Raw genomic sequence first — 25,286 nt, 5'->3', positions numbered from 1 at the left:
TTTTGGGATGTTGAGAAGTGATTTAGTAAAACAAGCTCTGGAGGCTGGAAGAAACGCGGAACATAACCTGCAGGTCATCGTTCGCAATCCGGACAAGATGATCGACTCCAACAAACTCGTGAATGGAATCGCCTATCTAAACAACATGATTAGATTCGCGGAGAAAGAACTGGAAATGAAAAAAGACCGCCGGCCAGGGCAGTCTCGGTTGAGATCACGACTAATGAGTCTCTTGTCGTCTATTTTAATCGTTGAACGTCAGAAGCGCAAGGGGGTTGAGCTATGACAGCCTCCCAATCACCTGCAGAAGCGTACATTGCCACTACTCGAGCACTTAGAGCAAGCACAGAATCTATTTCACAATTCATCCAGGCGGACCCGGAGAACTTTCAGCGATTGAATGAGCTCCAGAGACAGCGGGAGAAAGCCTACCAGAATTGGTTCAATGCTGCTTCCATGTTGAAGAACCTGCCAACTTCCGAGTTGGCGAATGCAATAGACCAGATCGAGGCAGTGCTCGGGTAAGACTGACAGAGCTTCGGCCCTGTCTCCCGGCGTCGGACAGTATCATAACCTTACTCCTGTCTGGCGTCGAGAGATGCGGCTGACGCATCAAATATATAGGAAAGGAGAAATGGAATGGCCAAATTACCTAAATTGCCGAAAGCACACGCCGAACGCGCCTTGAAGACGCTGATCGGATCGGCAGCTGGAATGGCTGAAATGAGTAATGGCCGAGGTTATGTCGTTTTACGCGGGACTTTATTCGTAGAGGTTTATTTGGAGGACATGTGGCCATCTGGTGTTTTTATCCGAGGCGACATCTACTTCCAAGGAGTGGTTATCAAAACCGTTTATCTCAATCGAGACACCTTTGAGCCCGATTTGGTAATAACCGAACAGGCTGAAAGGATCAAGGCCAGGGAAAGGAGGGCGGATCATTAATGCAGATTATCCAAAGGCTGATGGTGGTCAGTAACCCGACAAGAATTTTTGAAGTCGGAACAGAGGTGAACGGTCGTGAAGTCATTGAGATCAAGCAGGTGGGTGATGACAACATTTCCGAGTTCTGGGTGATCGACGAAAACGATCACCTGATCGCGAGCATTGAGAACTGTCCGGTCATCGTAGATTGGAGAACTATTTCTATACATGACCAAACAGAAAATGACCCGCAGCAACGGGTCATATCTGGTGCCAAACTTTAAACTTTGATGCCCCCATATTACCAGATGGGGGCGAATCACACAAGAGGGAGTGATCAGCAATGGGAGCAGCGATGTCGCTTGATATTACTGGCGAACGCATTGAAACCGTGGTGCAGCCCCAGAGGGTGTATACGCCGACGATCCTGTCGGTACGGGGGAAAAGCGGCACAGTTGAGATTCATTGTAACGATGAGCAGCTGGCGGAGATCGAATATGCGATCCGCCAGCATTTCGAAAATATGAAATATCCGGAGAAGCCCGAGCCAACGGTCCAAGACGTCGGTCTCGAGTATTCCGTTAAGGAGGAAATCGCTTGAAGAAGATTGTCCTGGAGCGTCTGACGTTCCGTAATTTTAAGGGATTCCGTGAATTCGTTCTCGACGCCAACGGCGGGAATGTGGATGCCTTTGGTGATAATGCAACTGGCAAAACGACATTGTTTGATGGCTTCACTTGGCTTTTGTTCGGAAAGGATAGTGCCAATCGGTCCGAACAGAAGTTTGAAATAAAGGAGCTGGACAAGGCCGGCAAAGTTGTGCGGCACGGCCTTGATCATGAAGTTGAGGGAGTCCTTCTGGTTAACCAGCGACGCCGAACATTCCGGAGAGTGTTCAGTGAAAAATGGACACAGAAACGGGGATCAGCCACATCTGTATTCGACGGCCATACAACCAATTATTTCGTGGACGGGGTTCCTGTTAAGGAAAAAGAGTACAGGGCCGAAGTTGATGCGTTGATCAGCGAGGATGTTTTCAAGCTTCTTACCAGCCCTTCTTATTTTAACGAGGTGCTGAAGCCGGAAGCCCGCCGAAAAGTACTGCTAGAGGTCTGCGGAGATATGACGGATGCGGAGATTATCGCCAGCAACAAGGAGCTAACTCCATTGGCAGCGATCTTGGAAGAGCGAACCGTTGAAAAGCACAAGCAGTCGATTAAATCATCGCTTGCGGAGATCAATAAGGAAATAAAAGAGATCCCGACAAGGATCGATGAAAAATACCGTGACAAGCCGGATGTCTCCGATTTGGACGCTGAACTGCTACAGGAAGACATCGACACCTTACGCGGCAGGATAGACGCCAAGACTGCGGAGCTGCAGCGCATCCAGTCTGGGGGCGAGCTGTCGGCCAAGGAGCTCCTTCTTCGTGAGATCAACGCCGAGCTGACGGACATCAAACACCGGGTCCAAGCAGATAGCTTGCAAGCCGTGAGCGAGCAACGGGAGCGATTGATGCAACTCCGCGGCGAAGCATCCGAGTTGCAAGCGCGAATTTCTGCCGGGCAGCGTGAGATTGAACAGTACAAGCGGCAAATTACAAGAGCTGAAAGCCAAGCGGAACGGCTGCGGGAGGAATGGCATGCTGCTAACGGGTTGGAGTTCCCCGCCCATGAACATCAGCATGACGATAATTGCCCGACATGCGGACAAGCTCTCCCAGCTGATCAAGTACAGGCTGCGAAGGACAAGGCACTGGCCGACTTCAATGCTTCCAAATCTCAGCGACTTGAACGTATTTCTGCCGAAGGCAAGGCCATTGCAGAAGAGGTTAGAAAACTCAAGCATTCCATGTTTGATCTGGAAGAGAGCGTGTCCGCATTAGAGGAGAAACTTTCGGTGAAGCAAGAGGAAGTATCTGCAGCTGAAGCAAAGCTAGTCGACCTGCAGGCGTCCGTTTCCGATCCGGCCGACGATCCAGAGTACCTGGCCAAACAAAAAGAGGCTGAGACCATACGCTCAGAAATTGAGCAGCTTCGGTCCTCCGCATCCGACACTGCAAGCAAGGTTCAAGCCGAAATCAGATTGCTAAGGGATCAAGTCAGCGAGCTCGAATCGGATAAGTTAAAAATCGCAGCAGCAGCCGCGATTGAAAAACGAATTGCCGAATTGACTGAACAGGAGCGTAAGCTGGCTGTCGAATACGAGCGGCTGCAGCATGAACTCTACTTGACGGAGGAGTTTACGCGGACCAAGGTTTCCGCACTCGAGTCCAAAATCAACAGCAAATTCAAATACGCCCGGTTCCGGCTGTTTGAAGAACAACTCAATGGCGGCCTGAACGATGTCTGCAAGACGCTTTATAACGGCGTACCTTATGACGGGGGGCTGAACAACGCGGCTCGGATCAACGTCGGGCTTGACATTATTAACGCTCTCAGCGAGCATTACGGATTCTCGGCTCCAATATTTATCGACAACGCTGAATCGGTTACGCAGCTGATCGATACCGAGGCACAGCTGATCCGTTTGGTCGTATCCGAGAAGGATAAGAAGCTGCGCGTCGTAACCCACAACAACATGCAGGAGGCGATCTAATTGACCACAAATAACCAAGCGGCTGTCACCAAGAAAGAGCCAACTCAGTCCGAGCGGTTTATGACCAAGGTTATTGCTGAGTTCGGTTCCAACGTCGGTGAAGTTGCCCTGACGAATTTTCAAAAACGACTTGCTCAGAACTACTTTGTCGCTTTGGACGCGGTTCTAAAGTCTACTGAAGAGAAACGGCTGAAGAAATCGGAACGATATCGGGATCCGCTTCCGGTCACCTGGAACAATGTCAATATGGAAAAACTTGCGCGGGATGTTGTTGCCTACGCCAGAATCGGGTTTGATCCCTCACAGCCTAATCATATCAGTCTGGTTCCATTCAAGAACAACAATACAGGCAAGTACGACATTGGATTCATTGAGGGGTATCGAGGGTTGGAGCTCAAAGCTGTGAAGTATGGGCTGGACGTTCCTGATCACGTAACAGTTGAGCTCGTTTATTCCAACGATTATTTCAGGCCAATTAAGAAGGATGCCAATCATCCACATGAAGGGTACGAATTTGAAATTAAGAATGCTTTTGATCGCGGGAAGATCGTAGGGGGCTTTTACTTCCATTCGTATACCAAGACCCCGGAGAAAAACAAATTGGTCATGATGACCATTGCTGATATTGAGAAGAGGAAGCCGGACCATGCCAGCCCAGAATTCTGGGGTGGCGAGAAAGACAAATGGGAAAATGGCCAGAAGGTCGGCAAGGAAAAGGTCGAAGGCTGGTACGAGAAAATGTGCTGGAAGACGGTATATCGGGCCGCCCATAGTGATATCACCATCGATAGCCAAAAGATTGATGATGATTATCTCCGACTGAAGCAAATGGAGAGTGACTTCGCCGAGTCTGAGGTTAATGAGGAGATCAGAGCCAATGCCAATAAGAACGTCATCGACATTACGCCTCCTACCGCTGCTGAGCCCCAACCGGATCCGGAACAGCCAAAGGAAACGGCTCACTCATCAAAGAGCAATGTAGAGCCAGCTGGACAAGGAGAAATGGATTTCGAAATCCATCCGGACGATATTCCTCCGTTCGGCACTGAGGGGCCTGATTTCTGATGATCGACATTCAATGCCTCGGCTCCAGCAGCGCGGGTAATGCCTACCGGATCTCGGACGGGCATACCGCTCTCCTGCTGGAGGCCGGCTTTCCTTTCAAATCCCTTGCAGCGAGCGTTGAAGTTTCGTATGACTGAGATTGCCGGCTGCCTTATCACCCATGAACACATGGACCATAGTAAGGCCGCTAAGGACATCATGAAGGCCGGAGTGGACGTTTATACCAGCCAGGGAACAGCGGATGCCAGAGGGCTCTCCGGGCATCGTCTGAAGGTCATCAAGGCATTGGAGCCGTTTCGAGTTGGCACCTGGTCGATTCTCCCCTTTGACATACAGCACGACGTCGAGGAGCCACTTGGGTTCCTGCTGGCCAATACAGCCGGAGACAAGCTAGTCTTCCTGACGGACACCTATTATTGCCGACATCGCTTCCGGGATCTAACCCACATCATGGTGGAATGCAATTATTCGATGGACATCGTAAGGGAACGGGTGGCGTCCGGCCACCTGCATCCAGGACAAATGAAACGACTGCTGAAGTCGCACTTTGGTCTGGAACATGTAAAAGATTTCTTGAAAGCCAATGATACCCGCAAAGTCCAAGAGATTTGGCTGTTGCACTTATCGGATGGTAATAGCGATGAGGAACGTTTCAAACGAGAGATTCAGGAAGTGACCGGAAAGATGGTCCGGGTGGCCGGGCGATGATTGACGGCAAACCTTTAATGCGCAGCATGATGGGCGAGCGGATCTGGAGGCTGATGTCATCCGATCCGGATGAGTTCAAGCGAGAGACTCGGGCCTACTTCGCCAGGGGATACCCCGGATGGACTGTAGTAAAAGTTAAATACCCGATCGTATACCTTCGGGACGAAAGGGGGCGTCAAGGTTGAGCGAGCCCATACAGTTAGATCTCTTCGGGGATTACGAGGAAATGTCCGATCAGCCGGCCTTAAACGGAATGTATTACGAACGGGCGACTGGGAAGTTTGTCTCCTTCGTCTGCGGGCGCCGGTACTTTGAGATAACGTACGGCCAATGCTTGGGCGACAAAGAGTGGAAAGAGAGAATCAAGAAGGAGCGTGCGATATGAACCAAATGAATGAAATGACAAAAGAGGAGCTTCAGCAGCTAACGAAGGAGATCGTAGATTTTCTTACCGAAAAGAACGAGGAGGCGAAGAAGGCGGGGATTGAGCAGCACGGCCATTTCTATACTTCTGTTGCCTTTACACTCGGCTCTTTGATCGGATTTGACTTTAATCCTAAAGGGTACGGACCCATGCTAGGAACTATGCTTGATTCCCTTACGGATGGGCTGCAGACAGGCGCCCAGGGCAAGGGTGTAAAAGGAACCTTCATCAAAGTCGTAAGAGATTGAATCCTAGTTAGGGGATGAGCGAATGCCCGAAGGCAGTTACCCTTTTCCGATGTACTCCGGATTGTTGGAACATAGACATTACAAAAAAATAGGATCAGCAATTTGGCTGTTCCTTTGGTGCATCAGCTCCACGACGAAGGAAGTCGAAAGGGACGGAATTGTCTGGGGAATCGTCCTTGGGAACAAGCCAGTTAAAATTAGCGACCTTGAAAATGAATTTGGGGTATCGGACCGGACGATCCGGTCGTGGATCAAGACGCTCGAAGATAACCAATACATAAAAGTCACCAGAGCGCCATACGGACTCGTTTTTACGGTCCGAAACTCCAAAAAATTCAAAAACAGACCGGAAGAAAGTTTCCACTCTGACTCAGGAGATCGGCAACATTCTTCCGATCTGGATGATAGAGATCGGCAGGAATCTTCCGATCACCCGGAAGAAAACTTCCGATCTAATAAAGATATTACAGAGATACACAATGCTGTTGCTGTTATTACTGATCCTGAAACCATTTTAAAACTTGCCTCTGAAGTCGAAAGACACTTCTGCATGCGAAGGGGGCAGGGGCTTAGCGTAAGCACTACCGACTTTGAAGAAATCAAAAAGATGGTTGCTACGGGGATCCCGTTAGATATCGTGAAGCAAAGCATTGACAAATCATTTGCTGAGTACAAGCCAAAACATGCTTGGGACAAGATTCGAAACATGGCCTACTGCATCCCTCGCTGCCTTGACGAGTGGGCAAAAATGCAAGTGGATGACTCCATAACTGGTGCGGTGCCGCACGTGCCAGTCGCCCTTGGACACTCTCCACAACGGGGCTATCGAAATAAAAAACAAGCACAAATGGACGAACTAGACCGCTTTATCGAGGAGGAGAAGAAGCGTGGAAATCGTTGAGGTTGCCCAGCTTTATAAACACATAGCGAAATACTATCCAGCCTTTGACGCTTCGGTAGATCGAGTAAAGGCAGACCATAAATATCTCCAAGACTTCCCCTTTGAGGTAGCTCAAGAAAATGTGGACGAGCATATTCGGACGAGCAAGTATCCGCCCAACATTGCGGAGATCCGGGGGAGCCTGGGGGAACAGATCGAGCGTGACCGCATGAAGTCATTGACCGAGGAATATTTCGCCGAGAGAGCCCGCGCCAAACAGGAAGCGTGCCCGCCGCCGCCAGGCTGGAAGGAGTCCATCTATGCAAAACTGGGCCGCGCCTGACATGATTTTGCCCGAAATGCCGCATGATTTGGCTGCTGAGTGCTCGGTTCTGGGCGCTATTCTAATCAACCCGGAAGTGTACGAGTACGTTGAGGCACTGGTTCCGAACGCATTTTATCGTGCAGAGCATCAGCTCATCTTTAACCGAATGTTGGAGCTGGCCGAGGAAGGGCAGCCGATCGACCTGGTGACTTTAGCTTCCCGCCTGCAGGACCATAAAGAGCTAGAGGATATTGGCGGCGTAAGCTACTTGTCAAAACTGGCCCACTCGGTCCCAACGACAGCGAATATAGAATCCTACGTCGCATCCGTACACAACAAGTTCATGACGAGGGAGTTTATCCGATCCAGTATGGCCGGGATACAGGCTGCTATGGCGGGTGAGGATATACAGCGCCTGGTTACATCAGCCCAACAGGTTGCGACAACCCTGGCAGATCAAGCGGCTCCTAAGCAGGATTTTAAGCGGATCAGCAATGTTTTGGTTGACGTGATCGAATCGACCGAGAACAAGGCCGAAGTGTACAAAACAGGTAAGGTCACGGGCATCGAGACAGGATACACGGACCTGGACGCCATCCTTGGCGGCCTGCAGAACAGCGATCTGATCATTGTCGCGGCGCGGCCATCGGTCGGGAAAACGGCATTCGCGCTCAATATCGCTCAGAACGTGGCCACTCGTGTCCAGGAGCCAGTTGCTATTTTCAGTCTGGAAATGTCCGCTGAGCAGTTAGTCACTCGGATGGTCAGTGCTGAGGGCATACTCGAGGCGAGCAAACTCCGGATCGGGGATATGGGGGCTGAGGATTGGACAAAGATGGCGAATGCTGCCGGCGTCCTCGGCGGCACCAATATCGTAATCGACGACTCACCAGGCATTACGGTCCATGATATCCGCTCGAAATGTCGACGCCTCAAGAAACAGGAGGGACTCGGTCTGATCGTGATCGATTACCTGCAGCTGATCGCAAGCGTCAGTAAGGGCAGAGGGGCGGAGAACCGGCAGCAGGAGGTATCGGAGATCTCCCGGACGCTGAAGCACTTGGCCCGGGAAATGGATGTTCCGATCATCGCACTTTCCCAGCTCAGCCGCGGCGTGGAGCAGCGTCAGGACAAGCGCCCGATGATGAGCGACCTTCGGGAGTCCGGATCGATTGAGCAGGACGCGGATATCGTGGCTTTCCTGTACAGGGATGACTACTACGACAAGGAATCCGAGAAGAAGAACATCATCGAGATCATCATTGCGAAGCAGCGGAACGGTCCAGTAGGAACCGTCGAGCTGGTCTTCCTGAAGCAGTTTAATAAATTCGTCAATTACGACCGGGTTCACATGGATCCTGGTCCACAGCCACCGCGTCAGCACAAGGTGGTCAATATGGAGAAGCGCCAATACGCGTAAGCCAAAGGAGGCTAATAGGAGATGAAGAATGGAAAGCGGCCAACGAGGCGGCAGAGAATTGAAATCAAAGATCGGGGACTCAACCCCGAAAACTGGCTCGTAGAGCGAGATACACCTGCAGCTATGGTCCTGATTCATCGGTACACTGGCAGCTCGCGGACGATCCGGCGGGGTGCGTGATGAGTAGGTGGAGTCACTGGCACGTTTATGAGTACATCCGACAGCGGTTTATTCATACCGGTCAGGTACCGGATCAACAGGAACTGCTCGCCGAATTTTCTGAAATGGATCCTGCAGTCATTGAAGAAGGAGTCAAGGAATTCAATTTGGTCATGTCGATCGGGGGTCGGTTATATGCATAGCGAGGCCTCGATTGACCCGTTTTTTCAAGAGATACCATGGGAAATCATATACGATCATAACGGCAAGCAGATAGGAGAGGTTTTCGTGCTTCGTGGCTGGTCGAAGTCCAAAAGAAAAAGGAGGGCCAAGAAACGTGGAAGTACGAGAAGAAATCAAAAGGGTTATTGACGATCTTGAAACGAAGGCGGAGGTCGTAGATGACGAGGCAGCTGCAGCAGCTTATCGGTACGCCGCCGAAGAGCTGAAGAAGGTGGGGATATGAACAGATACGTCGGTGTTGACCACTCAACCAAAACAGGGGTCGCTATATTGGACCCGGACGGGAATGTCTTGAAAAGGATCGAGATTCAAGCGGATGGTGCGTTAGATGCTGGTCGGATTAACGATGTCGTTGTCCGGACACTCCGGTTAATACAGCCAACCGACAAAGTGGCCATTGAAGGATTCTCTCATGGGTCGACAGGTTCGTTTGTGGGACAACAGTACGCAATAGGCTGGGCAATCCGCATTGGACTGCATGTGCGAAAACAGAAATACATCGAGGTAGCTCCTACCCAGCTCAAAAAATTTGCAACTGGAGTAGGGAAAGGATCAAAAGACGATTTGATCTTGCCTATATTCAAACGCTGGGGGTTTGAACACCCAAGCGATAACGTCCGGGATGCTTTCGTCCTGGCGCAAGTTATAAGAGCAATTCATGAGCCTGTAGAGCTTACCAAGCCGCAGCAGGAAGTCATTCATAACATTATAAATCCGCCGGCAAAGAAGCCAGCGAATAAGAAAAAGAAGAGAGGAAAGTGATCGATATGGGGAAAGATTTTGCGAAGCTTACTGGAGAATTAGCGAAGGGCATCAAAATTGGGGAATCGTCTATCGAGATTAAACTGACCTTCCCGCTTAAAGCAGCATTACCGCATTTGGTCTTCTTAAGTAACAACCAAGGGGAAGAGCTTAACGTATTCCTTGGGGATCCACAAATGTCATTCGATTTTGATGAGGAGGATGACGACGCGTACAAGCTATACACGGGCGGCCGCCGTGTGACGGCGGATGCTTCCGGCGTGGTGACATCGGTCGAGCAGCCTGAAAAGGATGAGAATCAGGCAGAGTTGCCGCTTGACGAACCGGGTAAACAAGGGGAGCCGGATAGCAGTCCAGGCCAAACAGGGGAACCTGCAGGGGACACTTCAGTAGGGGAGCCGCCGGCAGGAGACACTCCGGCAGAAGATGGCGACGAGCTGAGTGACTATGAGAAGGGAATTATGGGTGAGGGAACAGCTCAGGAAGGATCCGATCTTCCGGAATGGATGAAGGAACCGGAAGGCGAACAGCCCCCAAGCGATCGGGAAATGAGCTTCGAGGATACTGATCAGAAATCGGGTGAGGATGGCGCTGCAGCTGACGCCGAGGAAACCCAAACTGCTGGCGACGTCGAGATCACTCCGGAAGAATTGGAGCAATATATCCTTTCCCAACGTCCATCTTTCCCGGATCTTCAGCTCGACTTCCCGATGTTGTTCGAGCGTAAACGGAAGGATGGAGTGACCTGGAGGGAGATCGCTAAGGAAGTGGGCATGACCTCTGGGCAATTGAGCGGCAAGATCTCCAAATACAAAGAAGAGGTCAAAAAGGTAATGATGAGCCACGGCGTGGCCTAAAGATAGATGCAAGCAAGCCCCGGTCGAAGCAGACCGGGGTACCTAAATACATGCTTCTTGCAGAACGTCAGTTCCTAGAATGGGGGAGAATCTGTGAAGGTTTATGACTACTACATTACGCCGGCTGAATATGAACTGGCCGCCCAAAATGGAGTTTCGAGAGAACTTGTGAATCATCGGATCCGCGCTCTCGGATGGGACAAGGATAGAGCGGTCTTCACCTCGCCGCGGAAGACGACCTTCCATCGTAAATGGTTGGAGATTGCTGCAAAGAACGGGATATCTAAAAGGTTGTATTTCAAAAGAGTTTACCGCGGCTGGTCAAAGCAAGACGCAGCGACGAAACCAATTATGAGCACGAAGGAAATTATCAAAAATCTAGACAACTACAGAATCAAGCTTTTTGAACCCAACGACATCCAGGAAGCCGCTCGCAACGGTATCTCGTACGAGACTTTCCGAAAGAGAGTCAGGGATTGCGGGTGGACAGTAGAGGAAGCAAAGACAAGACCGCTTTACACGCCTACAGAACGCGCATCAAAAGGGGCGCGCGCCGTCAGAAGAAAGCACGGCAATATATTCGCACACGTTTATCAGAAGAAACTCTCGGGGAGGAATTAACGATGGATGAACAGACTCGCAGACGAGTATTTCAGAAGGTGAAAACCTTCAGTAATCATAAATTCTGGAACTGGATGAATTACATGCATAGCAGAGCATATGCAAAGGCAGCGCAGCATTACGAAGAAGCGATGGGGATTGTTCTGCAGCCGAAACAAGCAGCCGCGGTTAAATCAAAAGCCAAGGAGATCCGTGAGAAATGGGACGGGATGTCTACGATCACGATTGACGATACCGAGGGTGCAGAGTTCCAGTCGTTGGGGGTGTGAGAGTGGGGAGAGCGCCTAATTGGACGAAAGAGGAGATTGATTACCTTCAGGATCAATGGGGAGTAACCAGCATAAAGGAGATATCAACCCGGCTGGGTAAAAGCATCAATGCCGTAAAGCTTAAAGCTCAGCGTATGGGCTTGTCTGATCCGCGGATGAACTTTGACGGTATTACAGTCTGCCAACTAGGGAAAGCCCTTGGTCGAGAATATACTATCGTGAAAAACTGGATCAATCGTTATGGAATGCCTGCTAGAAAGAAGCTGTTTGCTCAAAGTGCGAGAGTCTGGGTTATCTCCTACGCAGACTTTTGGAAATGGGCGGAGGAACATAAGGAATTGCTGAATCTAGCAAAAATGGAGCCTGGGACAATTGGTCCGGAACCTGAATGGGCAAAGATAAAACGCAAAGCCGATCAATTGCGATCTCAGAAAACATGGCAATCTGTTGACTGGACGCCTGCAGAGGACCAGAGACTCGCCCAAATCCTGAAAACCGAAATCACCTACCCAGATTTAGCCCGTATGTTTAACCGATCAGAAGCGTCCATAAAACGACGGATTCTTGATCTTAACCTCAAAATGCGACCGGTGCGCTTGAACAACCTGATTAAATACACACCGGACGAGGTTCAGACGCTTCTACGTATGGCTCAGGAAGGTTATAGCTATGAAACGATCGGCTCGACGCTGGGAAAAAGCGCCCTTGGTGTTCGAGGAAAATTGGAGCGCATGGGCTTTGATTTCAAACGTCGCAGATTACGTGAAGAAGCAAGGTAAAGGAGATGCTGAAATGGCCATATCCCATAAAGCAATTCAGTTGATTGACCAGGCGTTGGATCCGCTGATCGAATCAGGTTGTCGCATTGATCAAATCAAAATGGTTGTTGCTGCAGGTGCTGAGATTGCCGATCGGGGATATGTTCGAACGAAAGCCGGCGTGCTGAAAGTTGAGACTAACAGCTTTGTCCCGCGCGGCCGGGCATACCTTATTGAGGATCATTACAGAGGATTCAATTGGGTTCGATAATACAGGGGCTGCAGCCCCTTAAGGAGAGATAACGATGCAAGATGATTATAAAAACCTGCCTTTGGATCAAAGACCAGAGCACTGTACTAAATGCGGTGCAGAATTTTATACAGATCACTTTGATTATGAACCTGTATGCGACGAGTGTACGAAGGTGTCAGGAGATGAGGGTGATCGGATATGAAAGCCATAACGATCATCCAGCCCTGGGCGACGCTGATCGCCCTTGGGGAAAAGCAGTTTGAAACGCGCAGTTGGTTCACCAAACACCGCGGCGAGCTGGCGATCCATGCCGGCAAAAAGATCGACCGCGAAGTATGCGAGGTGCCAGAAATCAAGACAGCATTAATGCGGCACGGCTACACGGCGGATAGCTTGCCGATCGGAGCTATCGTTGCTATTGGAAATCTGACAGAATGCTGGTCCATAGGAACGGACTATCAAAGTGGAATGTCGCTGCTTTACAACGGAACAGACGGGCAAGACAAGCGTGTCAGTCTAAAAGAGGAAAAGTTCGGCTTTTACTACCCTGGCCGATATGCTTGGGAAATGTCCGATGTGAATCGTCTACCGGAGCCGATCCCAGCGAAGGGGCAGCAAGGGCTATGGAATTGGGAGGGACTGCCGGCATGAGAGAGTACAAGTTCCGAGGCAAATGTATAGATCCAGGAGAAATGAACGGCAAATTCATTTACGGCGATCTGATACGCAGTAAAGACAAGTTCTTCATCAAGCCATTTTCAAACGCTGTGAATGTTGAAGGCCATCTGGGTCTCATGGTGGTAATGCATGAGGTTGATCCCGAAACAGTAGGTCAATACACCGGACAGGGAGACTTTTACGCTGGTGACATCGCAAAGAGCCCAAGGGGGTCTATAGGTATTATCGCGTGGCACGATTCGTGGTGTGGGTTTTACTTCAAAACGATGTTCGGACATAACGACGAGGGGAAGTTAGTAAGAATGCACTCCTCGATTCCTCTGTACAACGACTTGCCCAACTATATTAAGCTCGGAAACCGCTGGGACAATTCTGATCTATTGGAGGTTGAGAAGGTATGAGACAGTACAAATTTCGCGTATGGGATAAGGAGTTGCACAAAATGCATGTCTGCGGCGAGGATATCCATGACTCTTTTTCCTTTGATGAAGACGGAACGGCTTTTTATTACAACCTTCAAAATGGATGCGGCAGCGGCGGCGAAGATTCAGAATATGTTTTGATGCAATACAGTGGCCTCGATGACGTTGAAAGGAAAAACATATTCGATCGAGACCTGGTAGAGATCAAGGGACACCCGTTCGAGGGCGCTATTAAGGTAGATGGCATTTACGAGGTCGGATATAACGATCGGATGGAACTATGCTGCGGCAGCTGGCTCCTACATCGCATGCTCCCTTACATCACGGTGGTTGGGAATATCTATGAGAACCCGGATCTGCTGGAGGTGCAACATACATGACGGAGGAAATAGCCGAACAGCTGAAAAAGAATCGCGAATATATGGGACAACTCTTAGAGCGAAATATAATAGGCTCGATTCTTTACAACATGTATCGCCTGGTAGATACCGTAGCAACCGAATCGATAGAAGAAATCGAGCGCCTACAAGCAGAGAACAATCACTTGAATGGGATCGTGCTAAGTTGTACGGGTGATAACGAACGGTTCCGTCGCTCACTCGCTGACGGCATGCGGCAGCCGGCTCCAGTGAGTAATCAAGCCAAATTTATAGACTTGGAGCTTGCGCTTTTAAGAATGTGGTCTGATGCCGGTATCAAAGAAATTTACAAGTACAAGAATAGAATCAAAATTTACAAGCGTGAAGGATTGGGTAAATTTGAATTGTTCTACGACCTCTCCCAAGCTATGTTTACGGACATGGAGGATACGGCGAACGGTGACGACCTTTATGCTGAAGAATACAAGGTAAGTGTTGATATGCTGATCAAGAATAGGATATCGTCTGACCCCACACTTGAGGATGGAGGTGGGTCAGATGCTGGGCAAAGCGAAAAGTGAGTTCTGGCCGCCGGAAAAGCTTGCAGCACACCTCAAAGCGATTGGAGCAGACAAGCCGCCTGAACCCAGAAACATCGGATTGAAATATGAAATCACCGCGCCGCGGAAGGGGTACCGGAACAAGTATCTAAAGCGTGGAGGCGAGTATTAAGGCTTATAAATGAAAGACCCCCTAATCCTTGGCCGGTGCGGGGGTCAATCGGTAATATATTCCTCTCAATAATTATAGCATAAAGGGGATTGAGGGGAATGGCGATAGCATGGGTACAGGGGGAGCTTTTCAGCAACGCTTCAAAGGCAGAGATCCAGCAGACGGAATTCTACCTCAGCAAATTCAAATCCATGCAGATATTCATGAGCGATTTCGAAAATTATCAGAAAGAAATGGCTCAGGTTGCGATCGATGGGGAAGCAACTCGCCGAATTGATCAGGAGGATCTCCACGCAGACAAGACGGCTAACGCTGTGATTATGATCGAGAAACAGAAATGGGTTTACGCCCAGTATAAAACAATTTCGACGATGCTCCTGCGTGCTCACAGTCAGATTCTTGATGAAGAGGTCAAACAAGTAATCGACATTCGATTTCTTCAAGGATACAGCCGGAAGGAAACCATGTTGTTCATAAAGTGGGGCGTTGCACATAGCACGGTCGATCGTCGGATTAAAGAGGGCATTAGAACAATGGCCAATGTATTGAAGACGATGGGATTCTTCGAAGTAATAAGCAAAGAATTTTGACGACAAAGTGGGGAAAATCGGGGAATCTTGAAGACCACATGATGAATCTACCGTGTTACGATAGGAGCATAGAAAAAGGCGAGAATGACACGCACGAGTCGCATGAATGCGGCAATGTTACCGGGGCGTACCTCTTCTCGCCTTTTCTTGTTATGAAACAGATTTAGCAACTAGTGCAAGAATTCCCAAAGCTACAAACACAGGGAATGCTCTTTTTAATATGAGATCATTCCAAAGGTGTTCAAAAATATGCATTCTATACTTCCCCCTGTTCTTTTATTTCTTCCAGAATAAACCTTTCTGAGAAGAATATCAAAAGAGTGAGCAACTTGAAGATCATTCGGGATTAAGCGGAGTTAATTCGCGAATATGGCATTTTGATATTTTGACTCGGTTTTCGGCAGCTCGTTAAAATGGTCTTGTCATACGTATCTAGTTACAAAGTACGTATGCTTTTAATAGCAAAGAGCACAGCGTTTTTGCGGCGGACGGTACGGTCGCCACTGCTCTCACGGATCTCTTTGCAGATATGAACTGAATATATATTCCGAAGTCGTTCCTTCCCGGAACGGCTTTTTTATTTCCAAATAGGAGCGTGACGGTTTATGAAATGGATTCAATGGTTGATCAGAGTGACAGCAGGCAGCTCACCACGAAATCGAGAGGGACGACGACATGGCCGGAAAACGTAATAAGCTGCAGCGACCACTTTATAAGCCGAAGCAGCCGGATCAGTGTAAACGATGCGTATGGGGTGAGTGGACTGGGACGAAGCAGTTCTGCAGCAAACAGCGATGTGAAAGGGGCCGTGAACATGAACGAAGAGGAGTATAAACACCTCGGTGTATTCAGAGGGATATTCAATGGTATGCTGATTTCATTACCGTTGTGGGCGTTGATTGTATGGGCTATTATTGGTTTCAGATAGGCAGGGAAATCCTCCTTGATGTCGAATTGTGATGTCGAGGAGGTGATAGAATGTCGAAACACTTGGATATACTTCAGTCGTACAAGCAGGTTGTAGAGTCTTATGAGAACGTTGGTGAATGGAGGGTATGGATTCATCACGACCACATTGGCAGCACAGAGATCACTATAAGAATTGATCTTGGCAGTGATGGAAAGTATCATTACTCTACAAGCCATTATTACCAAGGCTCTAATCAAGCAGGCCCGTACATTTCATCACGTAATAGTGAAGATACAATCGAGCAAGCCTTGGAAAGCGCAATGAGCCAGTTGTTGTCATTCTTTAAGAACGATGATGAAGGAGCTCGTTGGGTTGAAGCGAAATAGGGATCAGCACCTTCGGGTGCTTTTTCTTTTGGATTAAGGGGCCGAAATATACGCCGATTTAAGGGGCCTTTTATATGATGCAGGCGAATGCCGGCACGGGATCGGAAAACGGCAGAGAAGGGGCATAGCGTTGGCGTGTGTCCCTATTTTGTGTGCGTGTATATGTGAAACCAACTCAACTCAAATAGGATGGTGAAGGCATGGACATCAGAGTCATCCCGATTGATCAGATTAACGCAGCTGCGTACAACCCTAGGATCGATCTCCAGCCGGGGGATCCAGAATATGAAAAGCTGAAGAGTAGCATCGAGGAGTTTGGATATGTCGAGCCAATCGTTTGGAACGAGCGTACCGGCAACATGGTCGGCGGACATCAACGTTATAAGATCATGGTTCATGAACTGGGCCACACGGAGCTGGAGGTTTCCGTCGTTGACCTGGACGATCAGCAGGAACGGTTGCTAAATTTGGCGCTGAATAAGGTATCTGGAAGATGAGGAAGCGCTGGCCAGGCTATTGGACGAACTGCAGGAGTCAGGCGCGGATCTCTATTTGTCCGGATTCGACCGGGAGGAGATCGAGGACCTTGTCAGCGCTCTGCCCGAAGTCCCAGATATTGAAGATCCGGTCGTCGAGGATGATTTCGACGTAGAGAAGGCATTGGATGACATCAAAGAACCAGAGACGCAGCGGGGTGATGTCTGGCAGCTCGGCCCACATCGGTTAGTCTGTGGAGATGCTACGGATCCGGCTGACGTTGCACGATTGATGGAAGGAGCCAAGGCTGCCCTTGTTGTCACTGATCCGCCGTACAATGTGGCCGTAGAGAGCGATTCGGAGCGCCTGGCCGCTGACGGCCGAAGCAGCATAATGAACGACGATATGCCCACAGAGGAATTTGCGGGCTTTTTGCATGCTGTCTTTGAACGGTACTCGTCGATTATGGAGGCGACGGCGGCTATTTATGTCTTTCACCCGTCTTCGTACCAGCGCGAGTTCGAGGATGCAATGAACGCTGCCGGTATTGTCGTTCGCAGCCAGTGCGTTTGGGTCAAGAATGCCGCTTCGTTTGGCTGGTCGCAGTATCGCTGGCAGCATGAGCCGGTCTTTTATGCCCATCTGCGGGGCAAGGCTCCTGCTTGGTATGGCGACCGCCGCCAATCGACGGTATGGCGCGCCGGCCTGCCCGTGGAAGAACCTAACCCATCCTCAGTTTGGGAGGTATCCCGAGGGGATGTCGGCAAGTACGTCCATCCAACCCAGAAGCCGTTGGAACTACTAGCCATCCCGATCGGAAACAGTAGCCAAAAGGGAGACATGGTGGTTGATTTCTTCGGTGGATCCGGTAGCACCTTGATGACATGTGACCAGCTCGGCCGTGTTTGCCGAACGCTGGAATTGGATCCGGTGTTCTGTGATGTCATTAAACGGAGGTATCAGGAAGCGACTGGTATTAAACCTGTATTGATTGGCCATCTAGATCCCGGAACCTAAATGTATTATTGGTTCGATAATGGTAGTGACTGGAAGGGGAATGCGATTAACTGAAGAAGATATTAGAAGGTTGTTTCAATAGGAGGAGATATAAATTGGGATATGTTGAAGAACTAAGAGCTGCTGTCGGAACAAGGCCTTTGATTTTTGTGGGATCAGTCGTGTTAATTAAGAACAATTGCAATCAGGTTCTACTTCAAAAAAGGAAGTACCCTGCTGGCTCGTGGGCAATACCTGGCGGATTGATGGAATTAGGCGAGTCAGTCGAGGAAACAGCAAAAAGAGAAATTAAAGAGGAGACCAATTTATCTATTGATAATTTACAACTCATTAATGTCTACTCGGGTCGAGATAATTATATTAAGCAACCTAATGGCGATGAGTTTTATGTTGTTGTTAATGCCTTCTATACTGAGCATTTTGCAGGGGAAATGATTATTAATCGTTCAGAATCATTAGATTTCGAGTTCATTGATTTAAATGATATTCCTGATAATCTCGCCAAAAGCCATAAGCCAATTATTAGCGACTTTATTAATAAATTTATGACTAAATAGCATGATTTTGTTTAACTTTTCCGCCGAATCGGGCGGTTTTTCTTTTGGTCAGAAATTAAAAGGAGGACGCTGTAACGTCCTCCTAATCGACCAGGGTATCCCCCGGCTGAGATAGCGGCGCGCCACGCGTGGCTTTTTCGGACATCCGCTATCTCGCATTCCATCATAACGGAAAGCTGAGGGGAACGACAATGGGAACACCTGAGAACAAAGATTTGCTTATGCAGCATGAGCTTCAAGTCATGGAAGGTATCCTCGAGAGCAAGGAACAATACCGAAAGATCGTCAAAGCCGGCATAGCCAAGTGGGTGAAGGACTTTCAAGATGGCCGCATCGAGATTAAGACAGTGGACGACCTGAAAAAACTGATTGAAATAGATATCGAATTGCAAAAAGACGACCTGTAATGGGCTCGTCTTTTTTGTTGGGGGTGGTGATTGTGTAACATGGCCAGAGAGAGAAGTCCGGAACGGGATAAGGCAAGACAGATGTGGTTGGAGAGCGGCGGGACCATGAAGCTTAAAGACATCGCTGCTGCTCTTTCTGTTCCTGAATCCAGAGTCCGAAAATGGAAGGCTGTAGATCGTTGGCAAGACGAATTGAATGGGAGCGCTGAGGGTGCTTCCAAAGGGAGCGTTTCAAATGGAACGAATGGGAGCGTTCCGAAATCAAGGGGAGCGCCCAAAGGGAATAGGAATGCTGCCGGTAACAAAGGCGGGGCCCCTCCCGGCAATAAAAACGCCCTGGGGAACAGCGGTGGCTCTGGCGGCCCGTACCGCAATAAGAAGGCACTGAAGCATGGCATGTATGAGACGATCTTCCTCGATACGCTAGACGAACAGGAACAAGCCCTTTTTGACTGTATTGAGGTTGATACCCTTGAGCAATTAAAAACGACATTGAAGACACTAATTCTTCAAGAGAGAAGAACTATGCATCGCATCAAGGAACTTGATTCAGGGTTAACTGATGAGGAAAAGAAGATCAAGGAGGAACTCTGTCAACGTAAGGACAAAGTTCCTTATGTCAGCCCACGAACGGGCAAGCAGATTAATTTATCCGTTGCGACAGAGGGCATGAAGGTCACCGAGATCACTACAGTCATAACATCCAAACTGGACAAAATCCTCAAGCAGGAAGACCACCTCACCAAGGTGCGAGATAAGAAGATTCGCGTCCTAGCTCAAATTGCGGCCATTGAGCAGGAGAAAGAAAAGCTCGCGCTCGCTCGGGAACGGCTTGAGCTGGATAAATTTAAGGCGCTGGGTTACGGCGAAGGGGAAGGGGATGACGACGATGAAGACGATGATGGAGATGATTTAGGATGGTAATATCGCTCGCGAAAGAGCACCGCCGGCGGATCAAACGGAAGCTGCAGCAGAGGCCGGAGAAGCTGGAAGAATTGAGGGTGATTCTATCCGACTTCGAACAATTCTGTTTCCGGATGCTGAAGATCAAGAACAAGTCCGGGGAAATGGTCCCGTTAGTTCTCAACGACGCCCAGCGGCGATATGCTGCCAAAGTGCTCGAGGATATAGCAGCAGGGAAGCCCGTCCGAATTATTATCCTGAAAGCCCGGCAGATGGGCTTTTCGACGGTGACGGAAGCCTTGATCTACTATTTCACTTCTTTGCAAGAGGCAAAGAACGCCTTTATCGTTGCGCAATCTTCCGATGCTTCGAACAACCTGTATGATATGTTCCAGCTCTACTACGAGCGTGTGCCGGCAATCATCCAACCGATGAGCCGGAAGAACAACGCCAAGAAGCTGACTTTCGAAAATCCAGCGATCCGGACGGCAGACCGCCGAAAGAATCCGGGTCTTAAATCAAAGATTACTGTTCAGACTGCCGAAAGTCGGGTGCTTGCCCGTTCGGATACGATTCATTACCTGCATGCTTCAGAGGTAGCCTTCTGGCCTGCCAAGAAGAAGAAACGGCATCTGCTGTCGCTCTTGGCCGCACTGTCCAAGGAACCGGGTAGCATCGGGGTTATCGAATCCACGGCCAACGGCATGGAAGAGTTTAAGCAAATGTGGGACGCAGCCGTGAAGGGCGAGAGTGACTTTGCTCCGCTCTTTTTTGCATGGTTCGAAATGCCGGATTATCGCAAGCCAGTTCCACCGGGCTTTGAACTAACCGAAGAAGAACAGGAGCTCAAGGAAAAATATGCGCTGGACGATGAGCAATTGCAATGGCGCCGGTACACCATCCGGAATGATTGCGGCGGCGATCCGAGGCAGTTTGACCAGGAGTATCCGTCCGAACCGGACGATGCCTTCTTGTTGTCAGGCGAGGGCATCTTTGACAACAAGTTCATAAAACGTCTTCGGGATGCGATCAGCTTGTTCGGCAGCCATCACGAGATCGATTTTGTCAAAAACAAGATCATCCCTACGCTTTCGGGCGAACTGGTCATCTACAGAAAACCGGAACCAGGCAAACGGTACGTTCTGGCGGCGGATACAGCCAAGGGGAAGGAAGACGGCGACTACGATGCGGCTTATGTGATTGAGACGCGCACAGGCGAAATGTGTGCGGCTCTCCATGGGAAGTGGGACACCGACTTGTACGGTAAGAAACTGAACACGCTCGGCTTGTATTACAATACTGCACTGTTGGCCGTAGAGAACAACAATACCGGGGAATCGGTGCTGAATACATTGTTCAATACCTGCCATTATCCGTTGCTCTTTATGCACAAGAAGGGAACTATGGGATGGAACACCAACCAAGCTACCCGCCCTGTCATGATAAGCGACTTTAAGGAAGCGATCAGGGATCAACTCTTTGAGATATATTGTCCTGCGTTATACGGCGAGTGTATGACGTTGATAGACAAGAATGGAAAAGCCGAGGCCGATAGCGGTTGTAACGATGACCGAGTCATGGCCTATTCCATCGCTCTGCAGGTGCGGCAGGTAGCAGATAAGTGGTTTGAATGGTTCAAAAAGAAGCAACAGAAGCGGGATGAACAGAATGAAAATGAGGAAAAAGTGGGGTGGATATAGATGAGTGAAGGCAATGCTGCTTGGATCCCGATCGCCAAGGAAGATGGGGAACGACACATCCCGTCCAGCGCTCAGCTGCCCGATGTATTCGATAAGCTCTATGATCACCATGGTCTGCTACCCTTTGAACCAGGCAATGATCCTGCCAGCTGCAGGCAGCTTGTCAAAAACAGCAATATCATTCCGCAATGCATCGAAGCATACAAGCGTAATATTGCTGGTTATGGCATCGCACTAGAGTATTTGCCGGGTGAAGATGACAGCACGGCCAAGGAAGAATGGGACCGGGCTGAGCGATTCCTGGAGACCTGTAATTTGGAAGACTCTCCGGACGAAATTGTGAGTCAGTTGATTGAAGATCTCGAAAGCACCGGAATGGCCAATCTTGAGGTTGCTTGGATTTCTGGCACTGAGTTCCCAACGATCTTCCGAATGGACCCGAAATACGTTCGGTATACCAGGGAGAGCAAACTGACAACGATCAAGCGGAAACGGAGAATAAGTTCAACCAAGAAGATCGAAGAGTTTTCGCAGGAAATCTATGCCCGACGCTATGCCATGAAGCGGGGGACATCCGTGGTTTGGTTCAGGTTATTCGGAACCGAAGGTACCAATAATCAAATCATCCCTTTGCGCATCGGCAACGATGGCGCATATGGGGAACCACGGTGGTTCGGGAATGCGCCTGGCGTAGTAGGGGCTCGCGAAGCTGAGGAGTTGAACGTTTCTTATTTCAGCAATGGCCGCATGTTGTCCATGATCCTGACCGTAACGAATGGGAAACTGACAAAGCAGTCTATGGAATTGCTGAAGAATGTCAAGGGTTCACAATCACAGGGTGGTATCCTGTACCTTGAAGCAAAGGGCGAAGAAACAGGTGGTCCGATGGATGAGAAGGTCGAGAAAGTCGCTATAAAGCTGGACAAGCTGAACGACCTTCTGCAGCAAGATGCCCTTTTCCTCGAATACGGCAAGGAGAAGAAATCTGATATCCTGTCTGCCTTCAGGCTGCCGCCGATCTTGGTCGGCCAGAGCTCGGATTATAATCGTGCAACAGCACAGGCTGCGCTTCAATTCGCGGAGGAACAAGTCTTTGAACCCTACCGCAAATGGATCATGAACGAGCTGTTCAATAAGCGGCTGTTCCCTGCTATGGGAATTTTCCGGGTGCGGGCGGTATTGCGTGGTCCAAACATCATTGATCCGGAAGACCGGAAGTCGATGCTGGACTTTATCGCTGACCGTGGCATTATGCTGGTTCGTGACCTGATCCCGATTGCAGAGGACGTTCTAGGAACGACGATCGATGAAAATAAATACAGTCCTGAATATCTTGATACGCCGATTGCTCAGCTTGCTGGCAGCCAGCCAGAGCTGCTCGATCCAGAGAAATACAGCGACACGGATAACCTGCAGGAGCGGGTTGTTACGATCGCCAAGCGTTTGCTTCGTAAGGGTGGGGCCGAGGTGGGCGTACATGTGTGAAGCATGCTGGACACTGATCGCCAAGGCCGATAACGATGAGTTTCTGGATAGCCTCGAGCTGACCTATGTGGAGCGTAAGGTCCTGGAACAGTTGTACAAGCAGGGCGAAGAACGAATCATGGAGATATTGGAGCTTCAGGGTGAGGCCCTGCAGGATGCGATTGCGGAACTGAGTGAGGAATCCCTGGGTGACATCGGCGAGCTGGCAAAGGTGCTTATCTCACTTCATACCTCGGAAGTGTTCTCGGATATGTTTGAGCAGGCCATACAGGAAGCCTTCGAGCCATTGTTTCATTTGGCCGGAGAGTCAGAGCTGGTTGCTTTGGACGACGCAAAGATCTGGAGCACCAAGAACAAGGCGGCAAGGGATTTCGTGAAAGAGATCCGCGAATTGGTGCCGGATATGAACACAGCCTCCACAGATACCCTGCTGCGCAGCTTTGAAAAAGCGATCGATGAAGGGAATACGCCTTCAGAACGTGCCATGCTGGTTCAGGAGATCAGCGCCCAGGCGGCTGACGGAGATGAAGGACCGTTTTCTATGCAACGGGCACAACGCATCTCGCGCACCATGAGCACAGCTGCGGCCAACGGTGGTAAGCTGGAAGGCTGGAAGCAATCTGAGGTAGCCAAGGGTAAGAAATGGCGCTCTGCTGCCGGCTCACGGACTCGGAAATCTCACCGCAAAGCAAATGGCCAAGTAGTTGCATTGGACAAGCCGTTTAAGGTCGGATCCAGCAAGCTGATGTATCCGGGAGATCCGGCAGGTGAGGCAAAAGAAATTGTAAATTGCCGCTGCACGATGCAGCTGGTTATGGATTAAGCGAGGTGAACTGAATATGAGGAAAGTAGGTATGGTGCTTCTGTTGTCATGCCTGTTTGTCATTGGATTATTCCTGAGAGGAGGTGAGAAAAAAAATGCCATTCAAATTGAAAGACGCCAAAATTACGCACCTATCGCTCGTCGATAAAGGCGCGAACGGGGTTCCGTTCGCCATTATCAAGAATGCAGGGGAAAACGCGATTCAAAAACAAGTGCAGATTGCCAAAGTGGACGATACTAAACGGATCGTGATCGGGGTTGTGTATCAACCGGACACGCCGGATGCTCATGATGATCAGATGACTGCAGATGAAATTGAAAAGGCGGCTCATTTGTTCATGGAAAACCAGCATACTTACAACATCGATAAGCAACATGATTTGGAAGCTGACAAAGGTTATGTCGTCGAATCCTATATTGCCCCGTGTGATATGGAGATCGGTGATCAGGTGATTGTCAAAGGGTCATGGGTCGCTGGTGTTAAGGTGACGGACGATGAGACATGGGAATCCATCCAGAAAGGAGAGATCACCGGGTTTTCGATGTGGGGCGTGGGCAAGCGTGAAGAGATCCAGGAGGAAGAACAGGTATCCAAGGGCCTGCTAAATCGCATTGCAAAAGCTCTTGGACTGATTGAAAAAGGCGCTGTCGCTGACAAATACAATAAAAACCGAAAGAACCGTGAATTCTGGGCTGCTCAAGACGCTCTGAACGCGGTTCTTTTTCGTTGGGATTCATGGGAATCTGGGATGGAAACAGACCCGGAAATCATCCGCGAAGCCTTGCAGGATTTCGTTGAAATCGCCCAGGAGGTATTGGTGCAGGAAGACATTGTGAAGGCCATCGGCAAGCCGCCGGAGCAAATCACCAAGGCTGGAAAGAAAATTTCCGCAAGCAACTTGAAGCATATTGATGACGCCATTGCTACATTGACCGAACTGAAAAATAAGACGGCTCCTGTAGAAGAGCCCGAGGAGGATAACGATTTGAAACCAGAAGAAATTGCAAAAGCTGTGCAGGCTGCCATCCAGCCGATCGTTAAGCAGGTTGAAGGATTGGCTGCCGATGTGACGGAACTGAAGAAGCAGGAAGGCGAAGGAGCCGAACCTGCAGGGAGCACGGAGGGTGGGAACGAAGCGCAGCCTGATGTTTTGGCGGACGCTATTGCAAAGGCGCTAGCCCCACTACAAGAGCAAATGACCACACTGGCCGCTGATGTGCAGCTTGTTAAAAACAGTCGCGGCGGATCTGCACAGGGAGAGCCTGAAGACGACATTAAGAAGTCTGCCAATGGAGGCGTAAGCTTCAGCGGTTTGCTTTAAATCA

At 49.6% G+C, this 25,286-nt stretch carries 39 protein-coding genes and 1 pseudogene; all 40 read left to right on the top strand.

Translation table 11 applies throughout. From position 1 onward, the window contains the following. Positions 1 to 7 precede the first annotated feature (7 nt). The 40 genes and pseudogenes from P0X86_RS27345 to P0X86_RS27155 all read left to right on the top strand — a co-directional run bounded on the left by P0X86_RS27345 (position 8) and on the right by P0X86_RS27155 (position 25,282). Complete coding sequence (locus tag P0X86_RS27345) at positions 8 to 286, top strand: hypothetical protein (protein ID WP_144866190.1); 279 nt, start codon at positions 8 to 10, stop codon at positions 284 to 286. Further along, positions 283 to 525 carry a hypothetical protein gene (locus P0X86_RS27340; protein ID WP_277746975.1) on the top strand — a complete coding sequence of 81 codons (243 nt, stop codon included), beginning with the start codon at positions 283 to 285 and terminating at the stop codon, positions 523 to 525. Before P0X86_RS27345 ends, P0X86_RS27340 begins: the two co-directional genes overlap by 4 nt. A 114-nt stretch (positions 526 to 639) precedes the next feature. Further along, complete coding sequence (locus P0X86_RS27335) at positions 640 to 945, top strand: hypothetical protein (RefSeq protein WP_277746974.1); 306 nt, start codon at positions 640 to 642, stop codon at positions 943 to 945. Further along, a complete protein-coding gene (locus P0X86_RS27330) occupies positions 945 to 1,208 on the top strand; it encodes a hypothetical protein (protein ID WP_277746973.1) in 264 nt (87 codons plus the stop codon). The genes P0X86_RS27335 and P0X86_RS27330 overlap by 1 nt, the downstream gene beginning before the upstream one ends. Before the next feature lie 59 nt (positions 1,209 to 1,267). After that, positions 1,268 to 1,525 (top strand): hypothetical protein, encoded by a 258-nt coding sequence (locus tag P0X86_RS27325; RefSeq protein WP_277746972.1) that lies wholly within the window; start codon positions 1,268 to 1,270, stop codon positions 1,523 to 1,525. After that, a complete protein-coding gene (locus tag P0X86_RS27320) occupies positions 1,522 to 3,522 on the top strand; it encodes an AAA family ATPase (RefSeq protein WP_277746971.1) in 2,001 nt (666 codons plus the stop codon). The genes P0X86_RS27325 and P0X86_RS27320 overlap by 4 nt, the downstream gene beginning before the upstream one ends. Further along, positions 3,523 to 4,587 (top strand): recombinase RecT, encoded by a 1,065-nt coding sequence (locus P0X86_RS27315; protein WP_277746970.1) that lies wholly within the window; start codon positions 3,523 to 3,525, stop codon positions 4,585 to 4,587. Continuing rightward, positions 4,587 to 5,295, top strand: a pseudogene (locus tag P0X86_RS27310) (MBL fold metallo-hydrolase). The gene P0X86_RS27315 and the pseudogene P0X86_RS27310 overlap by 1 nt, the downstream one beginning before the upstream one ends. Then, complete coding sequence (locus P0X86_RS27305) at positions 5,292 to 5,480, top strand: hypothetical protein (protein WP_277746969.1); 189 nt, start codon at positions 5,292 to 5,294, stop codon at positions 5,478 to 5,480. The pseudogene P0X86_RS27310 and the gene P0X86_RS27305 overlap by 4 nt, the downstream one beginning before the upstream one ends. After that, complete coding sequence (locus tag P0X86_RS27300) at positions 5,477 to 5,680, top strand: hypothetical protein (RefSeq protein ID WP_277746968.1); 204 nt, start codon at positions 5,477 to 5,479, stop codon at positions 5,678 to 5,680. Before P0X86_RS27305 ends, P0X86_RS27300 begins: the two co-directional genes overlap by 4 nt. Beyond that, positions 5,677 to 5,967, top strand: coding sequence for a hypothetical protein (locus tag P0X86_RS27295; RefSeq protein WP_277746967.1), 291 nt, complete (start codon positions 5,677 to 5,679; stop codon positions 5,965 to 5,967). The genes P0X86_RS27300 and P0X86_RS27295 overlap by 4 nt, the downstream gene beginning before the upstream one ends. A 22-nt stretch (positions 5,968 to 5,989) precedes the next feature. Then, entirely contained in the window at positions 5,990 to 6,868 is an 879-nt protein-coding gene (locus tag P0X86_RS27290; RefSeq protein WP_277746966.1) for a hypothetical protein, read from the top strand. Next, positions 6,855 to 7,190 carry a hypothetical protein gene (locus P0X86_RS27285; protein WP_007132789.1) on the top strand — a complete coding sequence of 112 codons (336 nt, stop codon included), beginning with the start codon at positions 6,855 to 6,857 and terminating at the stop codon, positions 7,188 to 7,190. Before P0X86_RS27290 ends, P0X86_RS27285 begins: the two co-directional genes overlap by 14 nt. Continuing rightward, a complete protein-coding gene (gene dnaB / locus P0X86_RS27280; RefSeq protein WP_277746965.1) occupies positions 7,168 to 8,592 on the top strand; it encodes a replicative DNA helicase in 1,425 nt (474 codons plus the stop codon). Before P0X86_RS27285 ends, dnaB begins: the two co-directional genes overlap by 23 nt. Positions 8,593 to 8,613: 21 nt before the next feature. Beyond that, positions 8,614 to 8,772: a DUF6906 family protein gene (locus P0X86_RS27275; RefSeq protein ID WP_007132791.1), complete on the top strand. Its 159-nt coding sequence runs from the start codon at positions 8,614 to 8,616 to the stop codon at positions 8,770 to 8,772. Then, positions 8,772 to 8,954, top strand: a complete 183-nt coding sequence (locus tag P0X86_RS27270) for a hypothetical protein (protein ID WP_277746964.1) — start codon at positions 8,772 to 8,774, stop codon at positions 8,952 to 8,954. Before P0X86_RS27275 ends, P0X86_RS27270 begins: the two co-directional genes overlap by 1 nt. Before the next feature lie 134 nt (positions 8,955 to 9,088). Then, positions 9,089 to 9,217: a hypothetical protein gene (locus P0X86_RS27265; protein ID WP_276824937.1), complete on the top strand. Its 129-nt coding sequence runs from the start codon at positions 9,089 to 9,091 to the stop codon at positions 9,215 to 9,217. Next, on the top strand, positions 9,214 to 9,756 hold the full coding sequence (locus P0X86_RS27260; protein ID WP_210094665.1) for a hypothetical protein: 543 nt from the start codon (positions 9,214 to 9,216) through the stop codon (positions 9,754 to 9,756). Before P0X86_RS27265 ends, P0X86_RS27260 begins: the two co-directional genes overlap by 4 nt. 5 nt (positions 9,757 to 9,761) lie before the next feature. Next, positions 9,762 to 10,613 carry a hypothetical protein gene (locus P0X86_RS27255; RefSeq protein WP_277746963.1) on the top strand — a complete coding sequence of 284 codons (852 nt, stop codon included), beginning with the start codon at positions 9,762 to 9,764 and terminating at the stop codon, positions 10,611 to 10,613. 93 nt (positions 10,614 to 10,706) lie between these two features. Further along, positions 10,707 to 11,234, top strand: a complete 528-nt coding sequence (locus P0X86_RS27250; RefSeq protein ID WP_277746962.1) for a hypothetical protein — start codon at positions 10,707 to 10,709, stop codon at positions 11,232 to 11,234. Positions 11,235 to 11,236: 2 nt separating this feature from the next. Beyond that, positions 11,237 to 11,503 (top strand): hypothetical protein, encoded by a 267-nt coding sequence (locus tag P0X86_RS27245; RefSeq protein WP_277746961.1) that lies wholly within the window; start codon positions 11,237 to 11,239, stop codon positions 11,501 to 11,503. Between the two features lie 2 nt (positions 11,504 to 11,505). Continuing rightward, positions 11,506 to 12,282, top strand: coding sequence for a hypothetical protein (locus P0X86_RS27240; protein WP_277746960.1), 777 nt, complete (start codon positions 11,506 to 11,508; stop codon positions 12,280 to 12,282). 13 nt (positions 12,283 to 12,295) lie between these two features. Continuing rightward, on the top strand, positions 12,296 to 12,532 hold the full coding sequence (locus P0X86_RS27235) for a hypothetical protein (protein WP_277746959.1): 237 nt from the start codon (positions 12,296 to 12,298) through the stop codon (positions 12,530 to 12,532). A 180-nt stretch (positions 12,533 to 12,712) separates the two neighbouring features. Further along, on the top strand, positions 12,713 to 13,165 hold the full coding sequence (locus P0X86_RS27230) for an ASCH domain-containing protein (protein ID WP_277746958.1): 453 nt from the start codon (positions 12,713 to 12,715) through the stop codon (positions 13,163 to 13,165). After that, positions 13,162 to 13,593 carry a hypothetical protein gene (locus P0X86_RS27225; RefSeq protein WP_277746957.1) on the top strand — a complete coding sequence of 144 codons (432 nt, stop codon included), beginning with the start codon at positions 13,162 to 13,164 and terminating at the stop codon, positions 13,591 to 13,593. Before P0X86_RS27230 ends, P0X86_RS27225 begins: the two co-directional genes overlap by 4 nt. Then, positions 13,590 to 13,994: a YopX family protein gene (locus P0X86_RS27220; protein ID WP_277746956.1), complete on the top strand. Its 405-nt coding sequence runs from the start codon at positions 13,590 to 13,592 to the stop codon at positions 13,992 to 13,994. Before P0X86_RS27225 ends, P0X86_RS27220 begins: the two co-directional genes overlap by 4 nt. Then, a complete protein-coding gene (locus tag P0X86_RS27215) occupies positions 13,991 to 14,554 on the top strand; it encodes a hypothetical protein (protein ID WP_277746955.1) in 564 nt (187 codons plus the stop codon). The genes P0X86_RS27220 and P0X86_RS27215 overlap by 4 nt, the downstream gene beginning before the upstream one ends. Continuing rightward, on the top strand, positions 14,532 to 14,705 hold the full coding sequence (locus P0X86_RS27210; protein ID WP_277746954.1) for a hypothetical protein: 174 nt from the start codon (positions 14,532 to 14,534) through the stop codon (positions 14,703 to 14,705). Before P0X86_RS27215 ends, P0X86_RS27210 begins: the two co-directional genes overlap by 23 nt. A gap of 98 nt (positions 14,706 to 14,803) precedes the next feature. After that, positions 14,804 to 15,295 carry a hypothetical protein gene (locus P0X86_RS27205; protein WP_277746953.1) on the top strand — a complete coding sequence of 164 codons (492 nt, stop codon included), beginning with the start codon at positions 14,804 to 14,806 and terminating at the stop codon, positions 15,293 to 15,295. 610 nt (positions 15,296 to 15,905) lie between these two features. Further along, positions 15,906 to 16,223 (top strand): hypothetical protein, encoded by a 318-nt coding sequence (locus P0X86_RS27200; RefSeq protein ID WP_277746952.1) that lies wholly within the window; start codon positions 15,906 to 15,908, stop codon positions 16,221 to 16,223. 50 nt (positions 16,224 to 16,273) lie between these two features. Then, the gene (locus P0X86_RS27195; RefSeq protein ID WP_277746951.1) at positions 16,274 to 16,591 is read left to right on the top strand and encodes a hypothetical protein; all 318 of its coding nucleotides are present in this window, start codon (positions 16,274 to 16,276) and stop codon (positions 16,589 to 16,591) included. Between the two features lie 200 nt (positions 16,592 to 16,791). Next, on the top strand, positions 16,792 to 17,088 hold the full coding sequence (locus P0X86_RS33210; protein WP_347177520.1) for a ParB N-terminal domain-containing protein: 297 nt from the start codon (positions 16,792 to 16,794) through the stop codon (positions 17,086 to 17,088). A gap of 19 nt (positions 17,089 to 17,107) precedes the next feature. Then, positions 17,108 to 18,085 (top strand): DNA-methyltransferase, encoded by a 978-nt coding sequence (locus tag P0X86_RS27190; protein ID WP_347177519.1) that lies wholly within the window; start codon positions 17,108 to 17,110, stop codon positions 18,083 to 18,085. A gap of 95 nt (positions 18,086 to 18,180) precedes the next feature. Further along, a complete protein-coding gene (locus tag P0X86_RS27185; RefSeq protein ID WP_277746950.1) occupies positions 18,181 to 18,642 on the top strand; it encodes an NUDIX hydrolase in 462 nt (153 codons plus the stop codon). 191 nt (positions 18,643 to 18,833) lie between these two features. After that, the gene (locus P0X86_RS27180) at positions 18,834 to 19,049 is read left to right on the top strand and encodes a hypothetical protein (RefSeq protein WP_277746949.1); all 216 of its coding nucleotides are present in this window, start codon (positions 18,834 to 18,836) and stop codon (positions 19,047 to 19,049) included. A gap of 39 nt (positions 19,050 to 19,088) precedes the next feature. Further along, positions 19,089 to 19,973: a phage terminase small subunit-related protein gene (locus P0X86_RS27175; protein ID WP_277746948.1), complete on the top strand. Its 885-nt coding sequence runs from the start codon at positions 19,089 to 19,091 to the stop codon at positions 19,971 to 19,973. Continuing rightward, complete coding sequence (locus P0X86_RS27170) at positions 19,967 to 21,652, top strand: terminase large subunit (RefSeq protein WP_277746947.1); 1,686 nt, start codon at positions 19,967 to 19,969, stop codon at positions 21,650 to 21,652. Before P0X86_RS27175 ends, P0X86_RS27170 begins: the two co-directional genes overlap by 7 nt. Continuing rightward, positions 21,653 to 23,137, top strand: coding sequence for a phage portal protein (locus tag P0X86_RS27165; RefSeq protein ID WP_277746946.1), 1,485 nt, complete (start codon positions 21,653 to 21,655; stop codon positions 23,135 to 23,137). It begins immediately after the preceding gene. Continuing rightward, a complete protein-coding gene (locus tag P0X86_RS27160; RefSeq protein WP_277746945.1) occupies positions 23,130 to 23,960 on the top strand; it encodes a phage head morphogenesis protein in 831 nt (276 codons plus the stop codon). The genes P0X86_RS27165 and P0X86_RS27160 overlap by 8 nt, the downstream gene beginning before the upstream one ends. A gap of 107 nt (positions 23,961 to 24,067) precedes the next feature. Next, positions 24,068 to 25,282 carry an XkdF-like putative serine protease domain-containing protein gene (locus P0X86_RS27155; RefSeq protein ID WP_277746944.1) on the top strand — a complete coding sequence of 405 codons (1,215 nt, stop codon included), beginning with the start codon at positions 24,068 to 24,070 and terminating at the stop codon, positions 25,280 to 25,282. The last annotated feature ends 4 nt before the right edge of the window (positions 25,283 to 25,286 follow it).

It is taken from the genome of Paenibacillus sp. BR1-192 (genome assembly GCF_029542445.1).
Lineage (GTDB): Bacteria > Bacillota > Bacilli > Paenibacillales > Paenibacillaceae > Paenibacillus_AQ > Paenibacillus_AQ lautus_A.
The sequence above is the reverse complement of the archived record's forward strand: the minus strand, read 5'-3'. Positions and strand labels throughout refer to the sequence as shown.